Source organism: Pseudomonas sp. GW823-FHT06B06 (assembly GCF_058795195.1).
Genome location: NZ_JBXAHO010000022.1, coordinates 1 through 18,062, shown reverse-complemented (window position 1 = coordinate 18,062; position 18,062 = coordinate 1). Strand labels below are relative to the sequence as shown.

13 protein-coding genes are annotated in these 18,062 nt (G+C 61.0%); 5 read left to right on the top strand and 8 right to left on the bottom strand.

Annotated elements, in window-relative coordinates; genetic code table 11:
• Positions 1-140: 140 nt before the first annotated feature.
• The 8 genes from rpsA to mtnA all read right to left on the bottom strand — a co-directional run bounded on the left by rpsA (position 141) and on the right by mtnA (position 12,609).
• A complete protein-coding gene (gene rpsA / locus AC1Q8Q_RS19870; RefSeq protein ID WP_020800122.1) occupies positions 141-1,835 on the bottom strand; it encodes a 30S ribosomal protein S1 in 1,695 nt (564 codons plus the stop codon).
• Positions 1,836-1,954: 119 nt separating this feature from the next.
• Positions 1,955-2,644, bottom strand: a complete 690-nt coding sequence (cmk, locus tag AC1Q8Q_RS19865; RefSeq protein WP_020800123.1) for a (d)CMP kinase — start codon at positions 2,642-2,644, stop codon at positions 1,955-1,957.
• On the bottom strand, positions 2,641-4,848 hold the full coding sequence (locus AC1Q8Q_RS19860) for a bifunctional prephenate dehydrogenase/3-phosphoshikimate 1-carboxyvinyltransferase (protein ID WP_492615446.1): 2,208 nt from the start codon (positions 4,846-4,848) through the stop codon (positions 2,641-2,643). Before AC1Q8Q_RS19860 ends, cmk begins: the two co-directional genes overlap by 4 nt.
• Before the next feature lie 28 nt (positions 4,849-4,876).
• Positions 4,877-5,989: a histidinol-phosphate transaminase gene (hisC, locus tag AC1Q8Q_RS19855; RefSeq protein WP_432669195.1), complete on the bottom strand. Its 1,113-nt coding sequence runs from the start codon at positions 5,987-5,989 to the stop codon at positions 4,877-4,879.
• Positions 5,990-6,002: 13 nt separating this feature from the next.
• Positions 6,003-7,097 (bottom strand): prephenate dehydratase, encoded by a 1,095-nt coding sequence (pheA, locus tag AC1Q8Q_RS19850; RefSeq protein ID WP_020800126.1) that lies wholly within the window; start codon positions 7,095-7,097, stop codon positions 6,003-6,005.
• Positions 7,097-8,182: a 3-phosphoserine/phosphohydroxythreonine transaminase gene (gene serC / locus AC1Q8Q_RS19845; protein WP_033041273.1), complete on the bottom strand. Its 1,086-nt coding sequence runs from the start codon at positions 8,180-8,182 to the stop codon at positions 7,097-7,099. Before serC ends, pheA begins: the two co-directional genes overlap by 1 nt.
• A gap of 250 nt (positions 8,183-8,432) precedes the next feature.
• Positions 8,433-11,087, bottom strand: a complete 2,655-nt coding sequence (gene gyrA / locus AC1Q8Q_RS19840) for a DNA gyrase subunit A (protein WP_020800128.1) — start codon at positions 11,085-11,087, stop codon at positions 8,433-8,435.
• A gap of 445 nt (positions 11,088-11,532) precedes the next feature.
• Positions 11,533-12,609 (bottom strand): S-methyl-5-thioribose-1-phosphate isomerase, encoded by a 1,077-nt coding sequence (gene mtnA / locus AC1Q8Q_RS19835; protein WP_033043842.1) that lies wholly within the window; start codon positions 12,607-12,609, stop codon positions 11,533-11,535.
• A 108-nt stretch (positions 12,610-12,717) separates the two neighbouring features.
• Between mtnA and AC1Q8Q_RS19830 the strand changes: the two genes are divergently transcribed.
• The 5 genes from AC1Q8Q_RS19830 to AC1Q8Q_RS19810 all read left to right on the top strand — a co-directional run bounded on the left by AC1Q8Q_RS19830 (position 12,718) and on the right by AC1Q8Q_RS19810 (position 17,636).
• Entirely contained in the window at positions 12,718-14,052 is a 1,335-nt protein-coding gene (locus tag AC1Q8Q_RS19830; protein WP_492615413.1) for a TRZ/ATZ family hydrolase, read from the top strand.
• A gap of 59 nt (positions 14,053-14,111) precedes the next feature.
• On the top strand, positions 14,112-14,810 hold the full coding sequence (gene ubiG / locus AC1Q8Q_RS19825; RefSeq protein ID WP_008065228.1) for a bifunctional 2-polyprenyl-6-hydroxyphenol methylase/3-demethylubiquinol 3-O-methyltransferase UbiG: 699 nt from the start codon (positions 14,112-14,114) through the stop codon (positions 14,808-14,810).
• A gap of 4 nt (positions 14,811-14,814) precedes the next feature.
• Entirely contained in the window at positions 14,815-15,486 is a 672-nt protein-coding gene (mupP, locus tag AC1Q8Q_RS19820) for an N-acetylmuramic acid 6-phosphate phosphatase MupP (protein WP_020800131.1), read from the top strand.
• Positions 15,487-15,607: 121 nt separating this feature from the next.
• On the top strand, positions 15,608-16,348 hold the full coding sequence (locus AC1Q8Q_RS19815) for a YciK family oxidoreductase (protein ID WP_020800132.1): 741 nt from the start codon (positions 15,608-15,610) through the stop codon (positions 16,346-16,348).
• 361 nt (positions 16,349-16,709) lie between these two features.
• The gene (locus AC1Q8Q_RS19810; RefSeq protein WP_020800133.1) at positions 16,710-17,636 is read left to right on the top strand and encodes a GGDEF domain-containing protein; all 927 of its coding nucleotides are present in this window, start codon (positions 16,710-16,712) and stop codon (positions 17,634-17,636) included.
• Positions 17,637-18,062: the final 426 nt, after the last annotated feature.

The following is an 18,062-nucleotide window of genomic DNA, read 5'->3' as shown; positions in this document are numbered from 1 at the left end:
CCTGCTAAGGAAAGAGACAGTTTTGGCGAGGGAATGTTTCGTGGTTAGCGCGCAGAAGATCGCATCCACGACGGAGAGCCGAATTCCAGACACAAAAAAGGGCGACTGAAGTCGCCCTTTTTTTTACAGAAAGTCAGAACTTAGTTCTGTTTTTCCGCTTGTGCAGCACGCAGCAGGTCACCCAGGGTGGTGGCTACTGGAGCGTCACCAGCTACTGGCTTGTCGCGCAGGCTCTGGATAGCTTCTTTCTCGTCTTCAACGTCTTTCGACTTGATCGAGAGCTGGATTACGCGGCTCTTGCGATCAACGCTGATGATCTTGGCTTCTACTTCTTCGCCTTCTTTCAGAACGTTGCGCGCGTCTTCAACGCGGTCACGGCTGATTTCGGAGGCTTTCAGAGTCGCTTCGATATCGTCGGCCAGGGTGATGATGGCGCCTTTAGCGTCAACTTCTTTCACGATGCCCTTAACGATTGCGCCTTTGTCGTTCTCTTGAACGTACTCGGAGAACGGATCGCTTTCCAGCTGCTTGATACCCAGGGAGATGCGCTCGCGCTCTGGGTCAACCGACAGGATAACGGTGTCCAGCTCGTCGCCCTTCTTGAAACGACGAACAGCTTCTTCGCCCACTTCGTTCCAGGAGATGTCGGACAGGTGAACCAGGCCGTCGATGCCGCCGTCCAGACCAATGAAGATACCGAAATCGGTGATCGACTTGATGGTGCCGGAGATTTTATCGCCCTTGTTGAACTGGCCAGAGAAATCTTCCCATGGGTTAGATTTGCACTGCTTGATGCCCAGGGAGATACGACGACGCTCTTCGTCGATGTCCAGAACCATAACTTCCACTTCGTCGCCGACTTGTACGACTTTCGAAGGGTGGATGTTCTTGTTGGTCCAGTCCATTTCGGAAACGTGTACCAGGCCTTCAACGCCTTCTTCCAGCTCAGCGAAGCAGCCGTAGTCGGTCAGGTTGGTTACACGAGCGGTAACGCGAGTGCCTTCTGGGTAACGGGCTTTGATAGCAACCCATGGATCTTCGCCCAGTTGCTTCAGGCCCAGGGAAACACGGTTGCGTTCGCGATCGTATTTCAGAACCTTAACGTCGATTTCGTCACCAACGTTGACGATTTCGGAAGGATGCTTGATGCGCTTCCAGGCCATGTCGGTGATGTGCAGCAGGCCGTCCACGCCACCCAGATCGACGAATGCGCCGTAATCGGTGAGGTTTTTGACGATACCTTTGACTTGCTGGCCTTCCTGCAGGGATTCCAGCAGAGCTTCGCGCTCGGCGGAGTTCTCGGCTTCCAGGACGCTACGACGGGAAACGACAACGTTGTTGCGCTTCTGGTCCAGCTTGATGACCTTGAATTCCAGCTCTTTGCCTTCCAGGTGCGTGGTGTCGCGCACTGGACGGACGTCAACCAGAGAACCTGGCAGGAACGCACGGATGCCGTTAACGTCGACAGTGAAGCCGCCTTTAACCTTACCGTTGATAACGCCCTTGACCACTTCTTCGGCTGCGAAGGCTGCTTCCAGAACAATCCAGCATTCAGCGCGCTTGGCTTTTTCACGGGACAGCTTGGTTTCGCCAAAGCCGTCTTCAACCGAGTCCAGCGCAACGTGAACTTCGTCACCGACGTTGATAGTCAGGTCGCCAGCGTCGTTGTAGAACTGCTCAAGCGGGATGAGTGCTTCAGACTTCAGGCCAGCGTGAACGGTTACCCAGCGAGCTTGGTAATCGATATCAACGATAACACCGGTGATGATGGAGCCTGCCTGAAGGTTCAGGGTTTTTAGGCTTTCTTCAAAGAGTTCCGCAAAGCTTTCGCTCATTTTAATTCCTGTGAATGAGGGCGAAGGATACGCCCATCTCCACACCCCAGACGGTGTGGGTTAGTTTCATTTAAAAGAAGCGCCACAGGACTATGACTGGTCCCCTGCGGCCTTCTTGGTCACCCGGCGATATCGCGAATGGCGATCTCGCTCATGATGCGTTCCAGCACCTGGTCGATGGACAACTCCGTGGAATCCAGCTGTATGGCGTCAGCCGCCGGTTTAAGCGGGGCTACCGCTCGCTGGGTGTCACGCTCATCGCGTGCACGGATCTCATCTAGCAGACTCGACAGACTAACATCGTCGCCTTTGCCCTTCAACTGCAAATATCGACGACGCGCCCTTTCCTCGGCACTGGCGGTCAGGAAAATCTTCAGCGGCGCATCCGGAAACACCACGGTGCCCATGTCGCGACCATCGGCCACCAGGCCCGGCGCTTCCTGGAAGGCGCGCTGGCGCTGCAGCAGCGCCTCGCGCACCGCGGGCAATGCCGCCACCTGGGAGGCACCCGAGCCGACGCTTTCGGTACGGATCACATCGCTGACCTCGTCCCCTTCCAGGATGATGCGCTGCAGCTGACCTTCGGTCGCCGCGATAAATTGCACATCCAGATGAGCGGCGAGTTTCTTCAGCAGCTCTTCATTGGTCAGGTCGACGCCGTGGTTGTGCGCGGCGAAGGCCAGCAGGCGGTACAGCGCACCGGAATCCAGCAGGTTCCAGCCCAGGCGCCGAGCCAGGATTCCGGCGATGGTGCCTTTGCCCGAGCCGCTTGGCCCATCAATGGTGATGACCGGTGCAATGCGCTTCACGACTGAGCCTCTTGGGCAACGCGGATACCGACCTGCGCGCACAGCGCGAGGAAGTTGGGGAACGAGGTCGCGACGTTGGCGCAGTCATGGATGCGGATCGGTGCAGTGGCGCGCAGCGAGGCGACGCTGAAGGCCATGGCAATCCGGTGGTCGCCGTGGCCGTGCACTTCACCGCCGCCGATCTGGCCGCCGTCGATAATGATGCCGTCCGGCGTCGGCTGGCATTTGACACCCAGCGCCAGCAGGCCATCGGCCATGACCTGGATACGGTCCGACTCCTTGACACGCAGCTCTTCGGCGCCGGTCAGCACGGTGCGCCCTTCGGCACAGGCGGCAGCCACGAACAGCACCGGGAATTCGTCGATGGCCAGCGGAACCAGCGCTTCGGGAATCTCGATACCTTTAAGTTTAGCTGCCCGCACGCGCAGGTCAGCTACTGGCTCGCCACCCACTTCACGCTGGTTTTCCAGGGTGATGTCAGCGCCCATCAGGCGCAGGATGTCGATGACGCCGGTACGGGTCGGGTTGATGCCGACATGCTCGAGCACCAGCTCCGAACCTTCGGCGATCGATGCGGCCACCAGGAAGAACGCCGACGACGAGATGTCGCCCGGCACTTCGATATGGGTCGCGGTCAGCTTGCCGCCCGACTCGACCGAGGCCGTTGCACCGTCAACGCTCACCGGGTAGCCGAAGCCACGCAGCATGCGCTCGGTGTGGTCGCGGGTTGGCGCAGGTTCGGTGACGGTGGTCTTGCCTTCAGCGTACAGACCCGCCAGCAGCAGGCAGGATTTAACCTGGGCACTGGCCATCGGCATGGTGTAGGTCAGGCCCTTGAGCTTGTTGCCGCCACGGATGGTCATCGGCGGACGACCTTCGGCAGCGGTTTCAATGACCGCGCCCATCTCGCGCAGCGGGTTAGCCACGCGATTCATCGGGCGCTTGGACAGCGAAGCGTCGCCGGTCAGGGTGCTGTCGAAGTCTTGCGAGGCCAGCAGGCCGGACAACAGGCGCATCGAGGTGCCGGAGTTACCCAGGTAGATCGGGCCCGGTGCTGGCTTGAGGCCATGCAGGCCGACGCCGTGGATGGTCACACGACCATGGTGCGGGCCTTCGATGACCACGCCCATGTCACGGAACGCCTGCAGGGTCGCCAGGGCGTCTTCGCCCTCGAGGAAACCTTCGACTTCGGTGACGCCTTCGGCCAGGGAGCCCAGCATGATCGAACGGTGGGAAATCGACTTGTCACCTGGTACGCGAATCCGACCGGACAGGCGGCCACCAGGTTGAGCCAGGAAAATCAGATCGTTGGAATTCATAGCGTCCACATAGGCCCGACGGGCCAGGATTTTACTGAAATGCTCGCGGGCAACCCGGGCGCGCGTGAAAACGCCCAACAATTGGTGCCCATCCCCTGCATCGACCGCGTCGCGCAAGGCGTCGAGGTCGCTGCGAAATGTATCGAGTGTGCGCAGGACAGCCTCGCGGTTAGCGAGGAAGATGTCATGCCACATGACCGGGTCGCTCCCGGCGATTCTTGTGAAATCGCGGAAACCGCCCGCAGCGTAACGGAAGATCTCAAGATTTTCATTGCGCTTGGCCAGCGAGTCGACCAGGCCGAATGCCAGCAAGTGCGGCAGATGACTGGTGGCCGCCAGCACTTCATCGTGCCGTTCGACCTGCATGTGCTCGACATCGGCGCCCAGTTCGCGCCACAGGCGATCGACCACGGCCAAGGCTTGCGGATCGGTCTGATCCAGCGGCGTGAGGATCACTTTGTGGCGCCGGAACAGGTCGGCATTGGAGGCTTCCACCCCGCTCTGCTCGGAACCTGCGATCGGATGGCCTGGCACGAAACGCGCCGGCATCCCGCCAAAGGCTTCGCTCGCCGCACGCACGACGTTGCCCTTGGCGCTGCCAACGTCAGTCAGGATCGCTTGCCCAAGGTCCATGCCGGCCAATCGGCCGAGCATTTTTTCCATGGCGAGGATCGGCACAGCCAGCTGGATCACGTCGGCACCCTGGCAAGCCAACGCCAGGTCTTCTTCGCAACGATCCACCACGCCCAATTCAACGGCCAGCTTGCGCGACTGCGGGTCGAGGTCGACCCCGACCACTTCGCGGCACAGGCCACTTTCGCGCAAACCCTTGGCAAACGAACCGCCGATCAACCCCAGGCCGACCACCACCAGGCGCCCGATCAACGGCTCAGCAGATTGCGGCACAGTGACATCAACCACGAGCCATAACCTTGGCCAGCGCCTCAAGGAAGCGGCTGTTTTCCGCCGGCAGACCGATGGTAACGCGCAAGTGGTTCGGCATGCCGTAGTTGGCCACCGGGCGCACGATCACGCCTTCGCGCAGCAAGCCCTGGAACACCGGAGCCGCTTCGCGATTTAGATCAACGCAGATGAAGTTGCCCTTGGAAGGAATCCAGCTCAGGCCCAACTCACGGAAACCCGCTTCCAGTTGCTGCATGCCCGACTCGTTCAAGCGACGACTTTCCGCCAGGTATTCGGCGTCTTGCAGCGCAGCGCACGCAGCGGCCAAGGCCAGGCTGTTGACGTTGAACGGTTGGCGCACGCGGTTCAGCACATCGGCGACCACGGCGGTGGACAAGCCATAACCGACGCGCAATGCCGCCAGGCCGTAGGCCTTGGAGAACGTGCGCGACACCAGCAGGTTCGGGTAAGCCGCCAGGAAGTCCAGGCCGTCCGGCAAGTCGCTGCCTTCGGCGTATTCGATGTAGGCCTCGTCCAGCACCACCAGCACGTGCTCCGGCACGTCCTGGAGGAATTCATCCAGCGCCTCGGTATCGAACCAGGTCCCGGTTGGGTTGTTCGGGTTGGCGATGAAGACTACGCGGGTATTGGCATCGATGGCCGCCAGCATGGCCGGCAGGTCATGGCCCCAGTCCTTGGCCGGAATGACCTTGGCCTGGGCGCCGACGGCCTGGGTCACGATCGGGTAGACCGCAAACGCATGCTCGCTGAACACCGCATTCAGGCCCGGCGCCAGGTAGGCGCGTGCGACCAGCTCAAGGATGTCATTGGAACCGTTGCCCAATGTCACCTGGTTCAGCTCGACGCGGCACTGTTCGGCCAGCAGGGTCTTGAGCGCAAAACCATTGCCGTCTGGATAACGGGTCAGTTCGACCAGGGCATCACGAATGGCGGCCAGGGCCTTGGGGCTCGCGCCCAACGGGTTTTCGTTGCTGGCCAGCTTGACGATGCTGGCCGGATCGAGATCCAGCTCACGCGCCAGCTCGTCCACGGGTTTGCCCGGAACGTAAGGCGAAAGTTGTTGCACGCCCGGCTGTGCCAGAGCGAGGAAATTGCCACTCATTTGCTACCGCCCCTTAGAGAACTGCTTTCGGGTAGGAACCCAGCACTTTGAGTGCTACTGCTTCCTGACTGATCTTTTCCAGCACACCTTTTACCAGCGGGTCGCGGTGGTGGCCGACGAAGTCGATGAAGAACACGTAGGTCCATTTGCCGCTGCGCGACGGACGGGTCTCGATTCGCGTCAGGTCGATGCCGTTGTCGTGGAACGGCACCAGCAATTCGTGCAGCGCGCCCGGCTTGTTGCTCATCGAGACGATGATCGAGGTCTTGTCGTCGCCAGTCGGCGGCACTTCCTGGTTACCGATCATGAGGAAGCGCGTGGAGTTGTCCGGACGGTCCTCGATTTTCTCGGCCAATCGGGTCAGCCCGTAGAGGCCCGCCGCCATGTCGCCGGCAATCGCCGCCGAGTTCCACTCGCCCTTGACCCGCTTGGCCGCTTCGGCGTTGCTGGACACCGCCACGCGCTCGACATTCGGGTAGTGGGCGTCCAGCCACTTGCGGCACTGGGCCAGGGACTGGGCGTGGGAGTAGATGCGGCTGATGCTGTCGGTCTTGGTGTTTTCACCGACCAACAGGTGGTGGTGAATCCGCAACTCGACTTCACCACAGATGACCATGTCGTGCTCGAGGAAGCTGTCGAGGGTGTGGTTGACCGCGCCTTCGGTGGAGTTTTCCACCGGGACCACGCCGAAATTCACCGCACCGGCCGCCACTTCGCGGAACACTTCGTCGATGGCCGCCATCGGCTTGCTGATCACCGCGTGGCCGAAGTGTTTCAGGGCCGCCGCCTGGGTGAAGGTACCTTCAGGGCCCAGGTACGCGACTTTCAACGGTTGCTCGAGGGCCAGGCACGAGGACATGATTTCGCGGAACAGCCGCGCCATCTCCTCGTTGCCCAGCGGCCCCTGGTTGCGCTCCATGACACGCTTGAGCACCTGAGCTTCGCGCTCGGGACGATAGAACACCGGCACTTCGCCTTCGGCCAGCGAAGCCATCTTTACTCGCGCAACTTCCTGGGCGCAGCGTGCGCGCTCACTGATCAGCTCCAGGACTTTTTCGTCCAGGGCATCGATGCGCAGGCGCAGTGCCTTGAGTTCTTGCTCAGACATTAGCCGTGTTCCTTCTCGAACTCTGCCATGTACGCCACCAGCGCGTTGATCGCGTTGATGTCGACGGCGTTATAGATGGAGGCGCGCATGCCGCCCACGGAGCGGTGGCCCTTGAGGTTCAGCAGGCCACGCTCGTCGGCGCCAGCCAGGAACGGCTTGTCCAGACGGTCATCGGCCAGGCGGAACGGTACGTTCATCCACGAGCGGTCCGACTTGTTGATCGGGTTGCTGTAGAGGCCGCTGGCATCGATGAAGTCGTACAGCGTGCGCTGCTTGACGTCATTGAGCTTGCCGATGGCCTCGACACCGCCCTGCTCTTTCAGCCACTCGAACACCAGGCCGGACAGGTACCAGGCCAGGGTTGGCGGGGTGTTGTACATGGAGCCGTTGTCGGCCGCGACCTTGTAGTCGAGCATGGTCGGGCAAATGGAACGGGCGCGACCGAGCAGGTCTTCGCGAACGATGTTCACTACGATACCGCTCGGGCCGATGTTCTTCTGGGCGCCGGCGTAGATCATGCCGAAGCGCGAGACATCGATCGGGCGTGAGAGGATGTCCGAAGACATGTCGGCCACCAATGGCACGTCACCGGTCTCGGGAACCCACTGGAATTCCAGGCCGCCGATGGTTTCGTTCGGCGCGTAGTGAACGTAGGCCGCGTCCTTGGACAGCTGCCATTCATTCTGGCCAGGAATGGCGAAATAGTCGTAGGGCTTGGCGGTGGCGGCAACATTGACGTTACCGAAGCGCGACGCTTCCTCGATGGCTTTCTGCGACCAGATACCGGTGTCGATATAGTCGGCGGTGCCGCTTTCAGGCAGCAGGTTCAGCGGAATCTGGGCAAATTGCTGGCTGGCGCCGCCTTGCAGGAACAGCACTTTATAGTTCGAGGGGATATTCAGCAGATCACGCAGATCCTGCTCGGCCTTGGTGGCAATGGACACGAACTCATCGCTGCGATGGCTCATTTCCATGACCGACAGGCCCTTGCCGTGCCAGTCGAGGAGTTCACCCTGGGCGCGCTGCAGGACAGCTTCGGGAAGCGCCGCAGGACCGGCGCAGAAGTTATAGGCTCTCTTGCTCACATCCAATCTCGCTCTGATTTGGTGGTATCACGCAATAAATCACATTATCAATCGACACAGGGGCCCTGCTGAAGCAGGCACCTGTGGGAGCGAGCCTGCTCGCGAATGCATCACCGCGGTGTTTCAGAGATACCGCGGCGCCTGCTTCGCGAGCAGGCTCGCTCCCACAGGGGATATCCATGGGTGTCGACATTTTCCTCTCGGACAAACAACAAGGGGGCGAATTTTCATCCGCCCCCTGTTTACCCGCTTATTCCTGTGGTTCTTCGTCAGCGGCGGCGTCGAGTTGCTGGTCTTCGACGATGTCGTCGATCACTGCAGTGCCTTCGAACACAGCACCTTCTTCGCCTTCCAGCTCTTCACCCTCGACTTCCGAAGGCTCCTGGACCCGCTCCAGACCAACCAGCGTTTCATCGTTGGCCAGCTTGATCAGGGTCACGCCCTGGGTATTACGCCCCAGGCTCGACACTTCGTCGACACGGGTACGCACCAGGGTGCCCTGGTCGGAGATCAGCATGATTTCCTCGCCGTCGAGCACCTGGACCGCACCGACCAGACGGCCGTTGCGCTCGTTGCTGACCATGGCGATCACGCCCTGGCCGCCACGCTTGTACTCAGGGAACTCGGTGATCGCCGTACGCTTGCCATAACCACGCGCCGAAGCGGTGAGGATCTGGCTGCCTTCTTCCGGGATCAGCATGGAAATCAGCTTCTGACCTTCTGGCAGGCGCATGCCGCGCACACCACGAGCGGTACGGCCCATGGCACGAACGTCGGATTCCTTGAAGCGCGTTACCTTGCCGCCGTCGGAGAACAGCATGACTTCGCGCTCGCCATCGGTAATGGCCGCGGAAATCAGCACGTCGCCTTCGTCCAGCTCCAGCGCGATCAGGCCGACGCTGCGTTGACGGCTGAAGGATTCCAGCGGGGTCTTCTTCACGGTGCCGTTGGCGGTGGCCATGAAGATGAAGTGACCTTCAGTGTATTCCTCGACCGGCAGCATGGTGGTGATGTATTCACCGTCATCCAGCGGCAGCAGGTTGACCAGCGGACGACCACGGGCAGCACGGGAGGCTTCAGGGATTTCGTAGGTTTTCAGCCAGTACACCTTGCCCTTGCTGGAGAACAGCAGCAGCGTGGTGTGGCTGTTGGCAACCAGCAGGTGAGCGATGTAGTCCTCATCCTTGACGCCGGTCGCCGACTTGCCTTTACCGCCACGACGCTGGGCCTGGTATGCCGCCAGTGGCTGGGTCTTGGCATAGCCACCGTGGGAAATGGTCACCACGCGATCTTCTTCCGGGATCATGTCGCCCAGGGTCAGGTCGAGACGCGCATCGAGGATCTCGGTGCGGCGTACGTCGCCGTACTCGGCACGGATCACTTCCAGCTCTTCGCGGATCACTTCCATCAGGCGCGTGGCGCTGTTGAGGATGCGGATCAGCTCGCCAATCTGGTTGAGGATCTCTTGATACTCGGCCAGCAGCTTTTCGTGTTCCAGGCCGGTCAGGCGGTGCAGACGCAATTCCAGGATGGCTTGCGCCTGCTCTGGCGACAGGAAGTACTTGCCGTCGCGCAGGCCGTATTGCGGGTCGAGGTTTTCCGGACGGCACGAATCGGCGCCGGCACGTTCAACCATCGCCACTACCGCCGAGGACTCCCAAGGAGTGCTGACCAGCGCTTCCTTGGCTTCCGACGGGGTCGGCGAAGCCTTGATCAGGGCGATGACCGGGTCGATGTTCGACAGGGCAACCGCTTGACCTTCGAGGATGTGGCCACGCTCGCGCGCCTTGCGCAGTTCGAACACGGTACGACGAGTGACGACTTCGCGACGGTGACGCACGAAGGCTTCCAGCAGGTCCTTGAGGTTCAGGATGCGTGGACGGCCGTCGATCAGCGCGACGATGTTGATGCCGAATACCGCTTGCAGCTGGGTCTGGGCGTAGAGGTTGTTGAGGATCACCTCAGGCACTTCGCCGCGACGCAGCTCGATCACGACGCGCATACCATCCTTGTCGGACTCGTCGCGCAGCTCGGTGATACCTTCGAGCTTCTTCTCCTTGACCAGCTCGGCGATCTTCTCGATCAGACGGGCTTTGTTCAGCTGGTAAGGGAGTTCGGTGATGACGATCTGCTGGCGGCCACCGACCTTGTCGATGTCTTCGATCATCGAGCGGGCGCGCATGTAGATGCGCCCCCGACCGGTACGGTAGGCCTCGATGATGCCGGCGCGACCGTTGATGATCGCGGCGGTCGGGAAGTCCGGACCGGGGATGTACTGCATCAGCTCGTCGACGGTCAGCTCGGGGTTGTCGATGAGCGCCAGGCAACCGTCGATGACTTCACCGAGGTTGTGCGGCGGAATGTTGGTCGCCATGCCCACGGCGATACCGCTGGAGCCGTTGACCAGCAGGTTGGGAATACGGGTCGGCATGACCGCCGGGATCATTTCGGTGCCGTCGTAGTTCGGCACCCAGTCCACGGTTTCTTTGTGCAGGTCAGCCAGCAGCTCGTGCGCCAGCTTGGTCATGCGCACTTCGGTGTATCGCATGGCCGCGGCGTTGTCGCCGTCCACCGAACCGAAGTTGCCCTGGCCGTCTACCAGCAGGTAGCGCAGGGAGAATGGCTGGGCCATCCGAACGATGGTGTCGTACACCGCGGTGTCACCGTGCGGGTGATACTTACCGATCACGTCACCGACAACACGGGCAGATTTCTTGTACGGCTTGTTGAAGTCGTTGCCCAGCTCGCTCATCGCGAACAGCACGCGCCGGTGCACGGGCTTCAAGCCATCGCGCGCATCCGGCAGTGCCCGCCCGACAATTACGCTCATCGCGTAGTCGAGGTAGGACTGCTTCAGCTCGTCTTCGATATTGACCGGGAGGATTTCTTTGGCCAGTTCGCCCATGAGAAGCCTGATTCCTTTTTCTGGTGAAACTTCGTCTCATCCATATGGGACGAACGAAGCTCGCCGCTGCAGGCTGAGTGCCATGCACCGACTTACGACAAATCAACGAGTTATGCCATGGATCTGCGCAGTAAAGGTCACCCCGCGGGGCAACCTTGGAAACCGCCGGATGTTATCACAAGAGCCGCCACGCACCTATCCCCCTGATGCGCATGGAGCATAGTTAGTTGACCGATGACAGGCTTGAAGGGGATCAGAGGGGCTTAGAGCAGTGCTGAATGGAGAACCAGGGTCAGATTCACGCTGTTTTAATGCTTTCAGGCCCCCTTCGCGAGCAGGCTCGCTCCCACAATGATTCGTCATTGCGCCGCCCATTGCGGCCACACCGCGAATATTGTGGGAGCGAGCCTGCTCGCGAAGGCAATTTATCAGGCACCAGAGATCATCAATGCAGGCGCTTGCGACACATCAACTGCGCCATCTTCGCCGTATCCGGGCGCTCGACGATGCCTTTTTCGGTGACAATCACGTCGATCAGGTCTGCCGGGGTCACGTCGAACACCGGGTTGAACGCATCGATATCGGCCCCGAGCCGCTGGCCACCCACCTCCAGTAGTTCGCGCTCATCGCGCTCCTCGAGCACAATGTCGTCGCCGCTGGCCAGGTCCATGTCGATGGTCGAGCTCGGCGCCACCACCATGAAGCGCACCCCGTGGTGCATGGCATTGACGGCCAATTGGTAGGTGCCGATCTTGTTGGCCACGTCGCCATTGGCGGTAATGCGGTCTGCCCCGACGATGACCCAGGTGACGCCCTTGGTCTTCATGATGTGTGCAGCGGCGGAATCGGCACTGAGGGTCACCGGGATGCCTTCGTTGGCCAGCTCCCAGGCGGTCAGTCGCGAGCCTTGCAGCCATGGCCGGGTTTCGCCGGCATACACGCGCTCGACCATCCCCTCGATGAAGGCGCCGCGAATCACCCCCAGCGCCGTGCCGAAGCCACCGGTGGCCAGTGCGCCGGTGTTGCAGTGGGTCAGGATCGCCTGGGCGTTGCCCTGGTGCTTGCGGATCAGGTCGACGCCCAGTTGCGCCATGGTCAGGTTGGCTTCGCGGTCGCTCTCATGGATGGCCAGGGCCTCGGCCTCCAGTACGGACAAAGGGTCGGCGTGCTTTTTCAGCCGAGCCAGGCGCTCGCGCATGCGACCGAGTGCCCAGGACAGGTTGACGGCGGTCGGACGGGTGGCGGCCAACTGCGCGAAATCCTCTTCCAGCGCTTCCTGCCAATGGCCACCCTCGGCAAATCGGGCCCGCGCCGCCAGCACCACGCCATAGGCCGCACTGATGCCGATGGCTGGCGCGCCGCGCACCACCATCGAGCGAATGGCTTCCGCCACGCCCGCCGCACTGGTGCAGGCGATCCAGGTTTGCTCGAACGGCAAAACACGCTGATCCAGCAGGTACAGGGTGCCATCACGCCAATCGATGGCCTTAACCTTCTCAGCAGCCAACAGTCGATCGCGCATCCCACACCCCGCAGTCAGAAACAAAAGCCGCCGATTATAGCGATCCCCCGGCGAAGACGCTCGGGTATACTTCGCCATCCTTTACAAAAGCCCTGGAACCGATCCTCGATGCCGAACACTGCCATTGCGCTCGATCTGTTGTTGCTGCCGACCTGGCTGGTACCCGTCGAACCCGCTGGCGTCGTGCTCAAGGATCATGCCCTGGGCATCCGCGACGGGCGCATCGTTTTCATCGGTCCGCGCCGCAACGCCCTGCAGCTTAACGCAATCGAAGTGCGTGAACTGCCGGACATCTTGCTCAGCCCCGGCCTGATCAATGCCCACGGGCATGCGGCAATGACCCTGTTTCGCGGCCTGGCCGACGATCTGCCGCTGATGACCTGGCTGGAAAAGCACATCTGGCCAGCCGAGGCCAAGTGGGTCGACGAGGATTTCGTCCGCGACGGCACGGACCTGGCCATCGCCGAGCAACTCAAGGGCGGCATCACCTGCTTCTCTGACATGTATTTCTTCCCGAAGGTTGCCAGCGAGTGCGTGCACAACAGCGGCATTCGCGCGCAAATTGCGATTCCGATCCTCGATTTCCCGATCCCGGGCGCCAGCACGGCGGATGACGCGATTCGCCAGGGTGTCGAGCTGTTCGGCGATCTCAAGCATCACGAACGCATCAAAATCACCTTCGCGCCCCATGCTCCCTACACCGTGGGCGATGAAAACCTGGAAAAGATCCGGGTGATCGCCGAAGAGCTGGATGCGTCGATCCACATGCATGTGCATGAAACCGCCTTCGAGGTGCGGCAAGCCGTCGAACAGCAGGGTGAACGGCCGCTGGCCCGCCTGGCACGCCTGGGCTTGCTGGGGCCGCGCTTCCAGGCGGTGCACATGACCCAGGTCAGCGACGAAGACCTGGCGCTGCTGGTAGAAAGCAACACCCATGTCATTCACTGCCCGGAGTCGAACCTGAAGCTGGCCAGCGGTTTCTGCCCGGTGGAGCGCTTGTGGCAGGCCGGGGTCAACGTGGCCCTCGGCACCGACGGCGCCGCCAGCAACAATGACCTGGACTTGCTGGGTGAAACCCGCACCGCCGCCCTGCTGGCCAAGGCCGTCGCGGGTTCGGCCACCGCACTGGACGCCCACAGCGCCCTGCGCATGGCCACCCTCAACGGCGCACGCGCACTGGGGATCGAAGCCGAGGTGGGCTCGCTGGAAATCGGCAAGGCCGCCGACATTGTGGCGTTCGACCTCTCGGGCCTGGCCCAGCAACCGGTCTATGACCCGGTATCGCAGCTTATATATGCGTCAGGCCGCGATTGCGTGAAACACCTTTGGGTCGCGGGCAAGCAACTGCTCGACGACCGCCGCCTGACACGCATGGATGAACAACAACTCGTCGCCATCGCCAAGGCCTGGGGCCAGCGCATCAGCGGCCGCAAAGAATCGTAAGCCTCCCCGGACTCAGTACCGGGGCTACAGGATTTTTCAAGTTTTAGAGGACTTAAACCATGAGCAACGTCGACTACGCCGAAATCGCCAAATTCGAAGCCCTGGCCCATCGCTGGTGGGACCGCGAGAGCGAATTCAAACCGCTTCATGACATCAATCCGCTGCGCGTGAACTGGATAGACGAACGCGTCAACCTGGCCGGCAAGAAGGTCCTCGACGTCGGTTGCGGCGGCGGCATCCTCAGCGAAGCCATGGCCCAGCGCGGCGCGACCGTGACCGGTATCGACATGGGCGAAGCGCCACTGGCGGTGGCACAACTGCATCAGCTGGAATCGGGCGTGAACGTCGAATACCGACAGATCACCGCCGAGGCCCTGGCCGAGGAAATGCCTGAACAGTTCGACGTGGTGACCTGCCTGGAAATGCTCGAGCACGTACCGGACCCGTCCTCGGTGATTCGTGCCTGTTTCCGCATGGTCAAGCCGGGCGGCCAGGTGTTCTTTTCCACCATCAACCGCAACCCGAAGGCGTACCTGTTCGCCATCGTCGGCGCCGAATACATCATGAAGCTGTTGCCACGCGGCACCCACGACTTCAAGAAATTCATCCGTCCTTCCGAGCTAGGTGCCTGGAGCCGCATGGCCGGCCTGACCGTCAAGGACATCATTGGCCTGACCTACAACCCGCTGACCAAGCATTACAAACTGGCGTCCGACGTGGACGTCAACTACATGATCCAGACCCTGCGCGAGGAGTAAGCCGATGCGTATCAGAGCAGTTCTTTTCGACATGGACGGCACCCTGCTCGACACCGCGCCGGACTTCATTGCGATTTGCCAGGCGATGCGTGCCGACCGCGGCTTGCCGCCGATCAACGACAAGCACATCCGCGATGAAATCTCCGGCGGTGCCAAGGCGATGGTCGCAGTGACCTTCTCCATGGACCCGGAGTCCCCGGGTTTCGAGGCATTGCGCCTGGAGTTCCTCGAGCGTTACCTGGTGGGTTGCGCGGTTCACAGCAAACTGTTTGACGGCATGGGCGAACTGCTGGCCGATATCGAGAAGGCCAACCTGATCTGGGGCGTGGTCACCAACAAGCCGCTGCGTTTCGCCGAGCCGATCATGCAGCAGCTGGGGCTGGCCGAGCGTTCGGCCCTGCTGATTTGCCCGGATCACGTGAAGAACAGCAAGCCGGACCCGGAGCCGTTGATCCTCGCCTGCAAGATGCTCGACCTCGATCCGGCCAGCGTGCTGTTCGTGGGCGATGACCTGCGCGATATCGAATCCGGGCGTGATGCCGGCACCCGGACGGCCGCCGTCACTTTCGGCTACATCCACCCGGACGATAATCCGCGGCATTGGGGAGCGGACGTGGTGGTCGATCATCCGCTGGAGTTGCGCAAGGTGCTTGATAGCGCCCTATGTGGCTGCTGATTAACGTCAAAAGATCGCAGCCTTCGGCAGCTCCTACAGGGGATCGATGTGCATCCTGTAGGAGCTGCCGCAGGCTGCGATCTTTTCAGCTCTATTGATGGATTATGTAGAGGGTTTTTTCATGTTTGATTATTCCGCCCGCCCCGATCTGCTCAAAGGCCGGGTCATCCTGGTCACCGGTGCCGGTCGCGGTATTGGCGCTGCCGCCGCCAAAACCTATGCCGCCCATGGCGCCACCGTCCTGTTGCTGGGCAAGACCGAAGCCAACCTGACCCAGGTCTACGACGAGATCGAAGCCGCCGGCCATCCGCAACCGGCCGTGATCCCGTTCAACCTCGAGACCGCCCTGCCCCATCAATACGATGAGCTGGCGGCGATGATCGAGAGCGAATTCGGCCATCTGGATGGCTTGCTGCACAACGCATCGATCATCGGCCCGCGCACCCCGATCGAACAGCTGTCCGGGGAAAATTTCATGCGCGTCATGCAGGTCAATGTCAACGCCATGTTCATGTTGACCAGTACCCTGTTGCCACTGCTCAAGCTGTCCCAGGACGCCTCGGTGGTGTTCACCTCCAGCAGCGTCGGGCGCAAGGGTCGCGCGTATTGGGGCGCCTACGGTGTCTCGAAATTCGCCACCGAAGGCCTGATGCAAACGCTGGCCGACGAAGTCGACGGCGTGGCGCCGGTCCGCTCCAACAGCATCAACCCAGGGGCCACTCGCACCAGCATGCGCGCCCAGGCGTATCCGGGCGAAAACCCGCTGAACAACCCAACGCCTGAGGAGATCATGCCGGTCTACCTCTACCTGATGGGCCCGGACAGCACCGGAATCAACGGCCAGGCATTCAACGCCCAGTAATACCGTCTGTCGCTTTTGTGCCGCGTCGGCTTCCCGACGCGGCATGCCCGTTAGAACATGCTTTCAGTCAAACAACCGTCGCGCAGTTCCCTTCGCCACCTTTATCGCTTATCAACCTATTGATTGGTAACGGTATTTAATACAATTCAGCCTATTGGCACGACTTTCGCTCAGCATTTGCCTGAACAGGCCGTGGGAAAGCAGAGTGCGCAAGACCAAATTGCCGATTACTAATCTGCGATAAAGCAGATTAAGCTTGTACGAAATGTCCTAAGGGACTGACGGACCAGTATGAGGCGTAGCCAAGAAGCGCTCGCACCCAGCTTGTAAGACAGCCTTACTGCTCAAGGGCGAACGCCATATGAAATCACCTTCCCAGACCAACGCAATTGACTTTGACAGCGCCAAATTGCAACGCCTGGGCTTTGGTCAGCAGCCACCGATTCTGGAGAGGCCCGTCAGCCTTGCGCAACTGCGCCAGCAATTGAACCTGCAGCTGCAAACCAGCCTTGAGCCGCAACGCATACTCGGGCTGTTCTACCGCGAAATCCAGCGACTGGTCCCCCTTGATGCTTTGATCTACCAGCACAAGAGCAGTGACTTGCGCCTGGAATTCGGCCAGCGGGGCCACCACTCGATCAGCTACAGCCTGAGCCACGAAGGCGAGCACCTGGGCGAACTGATCTTTCGCCGCAACCAGCGCTTCAGCGAACAGGAACAGGCCAACCTCGAGTCTCTGCTGGCCGCGTTGCTCTACCCTATGCGCAATACCCTGCTGTACCGCGCCGCCACCCAAAGTGCATTGCGTGACCCACTGACCGACACCGGCAATCGCATCGCCATGGACCAGACGCTGCAGCGGGAAATCGAGCTGGCGCGACGTCATATGCAGCCCCTGTCGCTGTTGATGCTGGACATCGATCACTTCAAGCGGGTCAACGACACCCATGGCCACAGCGCCGGTGATGACGTGCTCAAGGCGGTGGCCGCCTCGATCAAGAATCAGCTGCGCAACGTCGACATGGTGTTTCGCTACGGTGGCGAAGAGTTCCTGATCTTGTTATCCAACACCAGCCGGGAAGCGGCAGCCCTGGTCGGGGAACGCCTGCGGTGCGCAGCGCAGGCCGAGGATTATCCAGCCGATGGCCGCACGGTGGAGCTGACCGTCAGCCTCGGCTGCTCGACCCTGCTGCCCGGCGAATCCGCCGAGAGCCTGTTGCGCAGGGCCGACAGCGCACTGTACGTCGCCAAGCGCGAGGGGCGTAACCGCTTGACGATGGCGGGGTGATATTCCGGTACAGTGGGTAATGCGTACGGCTCCCGATCAGGCCGGACGGTAGGCCGCCTCGCGCAAGCTTTTGATTTGGCGTTTGATTTTTTTGCCCTCCTCACGCCCTGAGCCTGTCCGTCAATCTGTGACTACCTCCAGCGACGCCTCTACCGACGTTGATCCATTCCGCGTCAAAGCCTGTGGAGATTGTTGTCTGAGTACATATCCATTGCTGCGGTAACGGCCACTTATGGTTCCGCTTTACAGCGGGTCACTTTGAAAAGCGGAGCGCCGCCCGGCGCAAAGTAACCAAACGCTCTTGCCCCACCACTCGGTGCCTCGCTAAGGCTCGGCATGCCAGAACGAAGGCATTGCTCCGTGGGTCGCCGCGATGGGCCATCCCTGGCCCAGCGCGGCTAAACCGGCGTCCTGCCGGTTTACCCA

Excerpts from the sequence above, each read along its gene's own strand:
- rpsA (WP_020800122.1), bottom strand. The coding sequence starts at position 1,835 with ATGAGCGAAAGCTTTGCGGAACTCTTTGAAGAAAGCCTAAAAACCCTG.
- hisC (WP_432669195.1), bottom strand. The coding sequence starts at position 5,989 with ATGAGTGGCAATTTCCTCGCTCTGGCACAGCCGGGCGTGCAACAACTT.
- pheA (WP_020800126.1), bottom strand. The coding sequence starts at position 7,097 with ATGTCTGAGCAAGAACTCAAGGCACTGCGCCTGCGCATCGATGCCCTG.
- gyrA (WP_020800128.1), bottom strand. The coding sequence starts at position 11,087 with ATGGGCGAACTGGCCAAAGAAATCCTCCCGGTCAATATCGAAGACGAG.
- mtnA (WP_033043842.1), bottom strand. The coding sequence starts at position 12,609 with ATGCGCGATCGACTGTTGGCTGCTGAGAAGGTTAAGGCCATCGATTGG.
- AC1Q8Q_RS19830 (WP_492615413.1), top strand. The coding sequence starts at position 12,718 with ATGCCGAACACTGCCATTGCGCTCGATCTGTTGTTGCTGCCGACCTGG.
- ubiG (WP_008065228.1), top strand. The coding sequence starts at position 14,112 with ATGAGCAACGTCGACTACGCCGAAATCGCCAAATTCGAAGCCCTGGCC.
- mupP (WP_020800131.1), top strand. The coding sequence starts at position 14,815 with ATGCGTATCAGAGCAGTTCTTTTCGACATGGACGGCACCCTGCTCGAC.
- AC1Q8Q_RS19815 (WP_020800132.1), top strand. The coding sequence starts at position 15,608 with ATGTTTGATTATTCCGCCCGCCCCGATCTGCTCAAAGGCCGGGTCATC.
- AC1Q8Q_RS19810 (WP_020800133.1), top strand. The coding sequence starts at position 16,710 with ATGAAATCACCTTCCCAGACCAACGCAATTGACTTTGACAGCGCCAAA.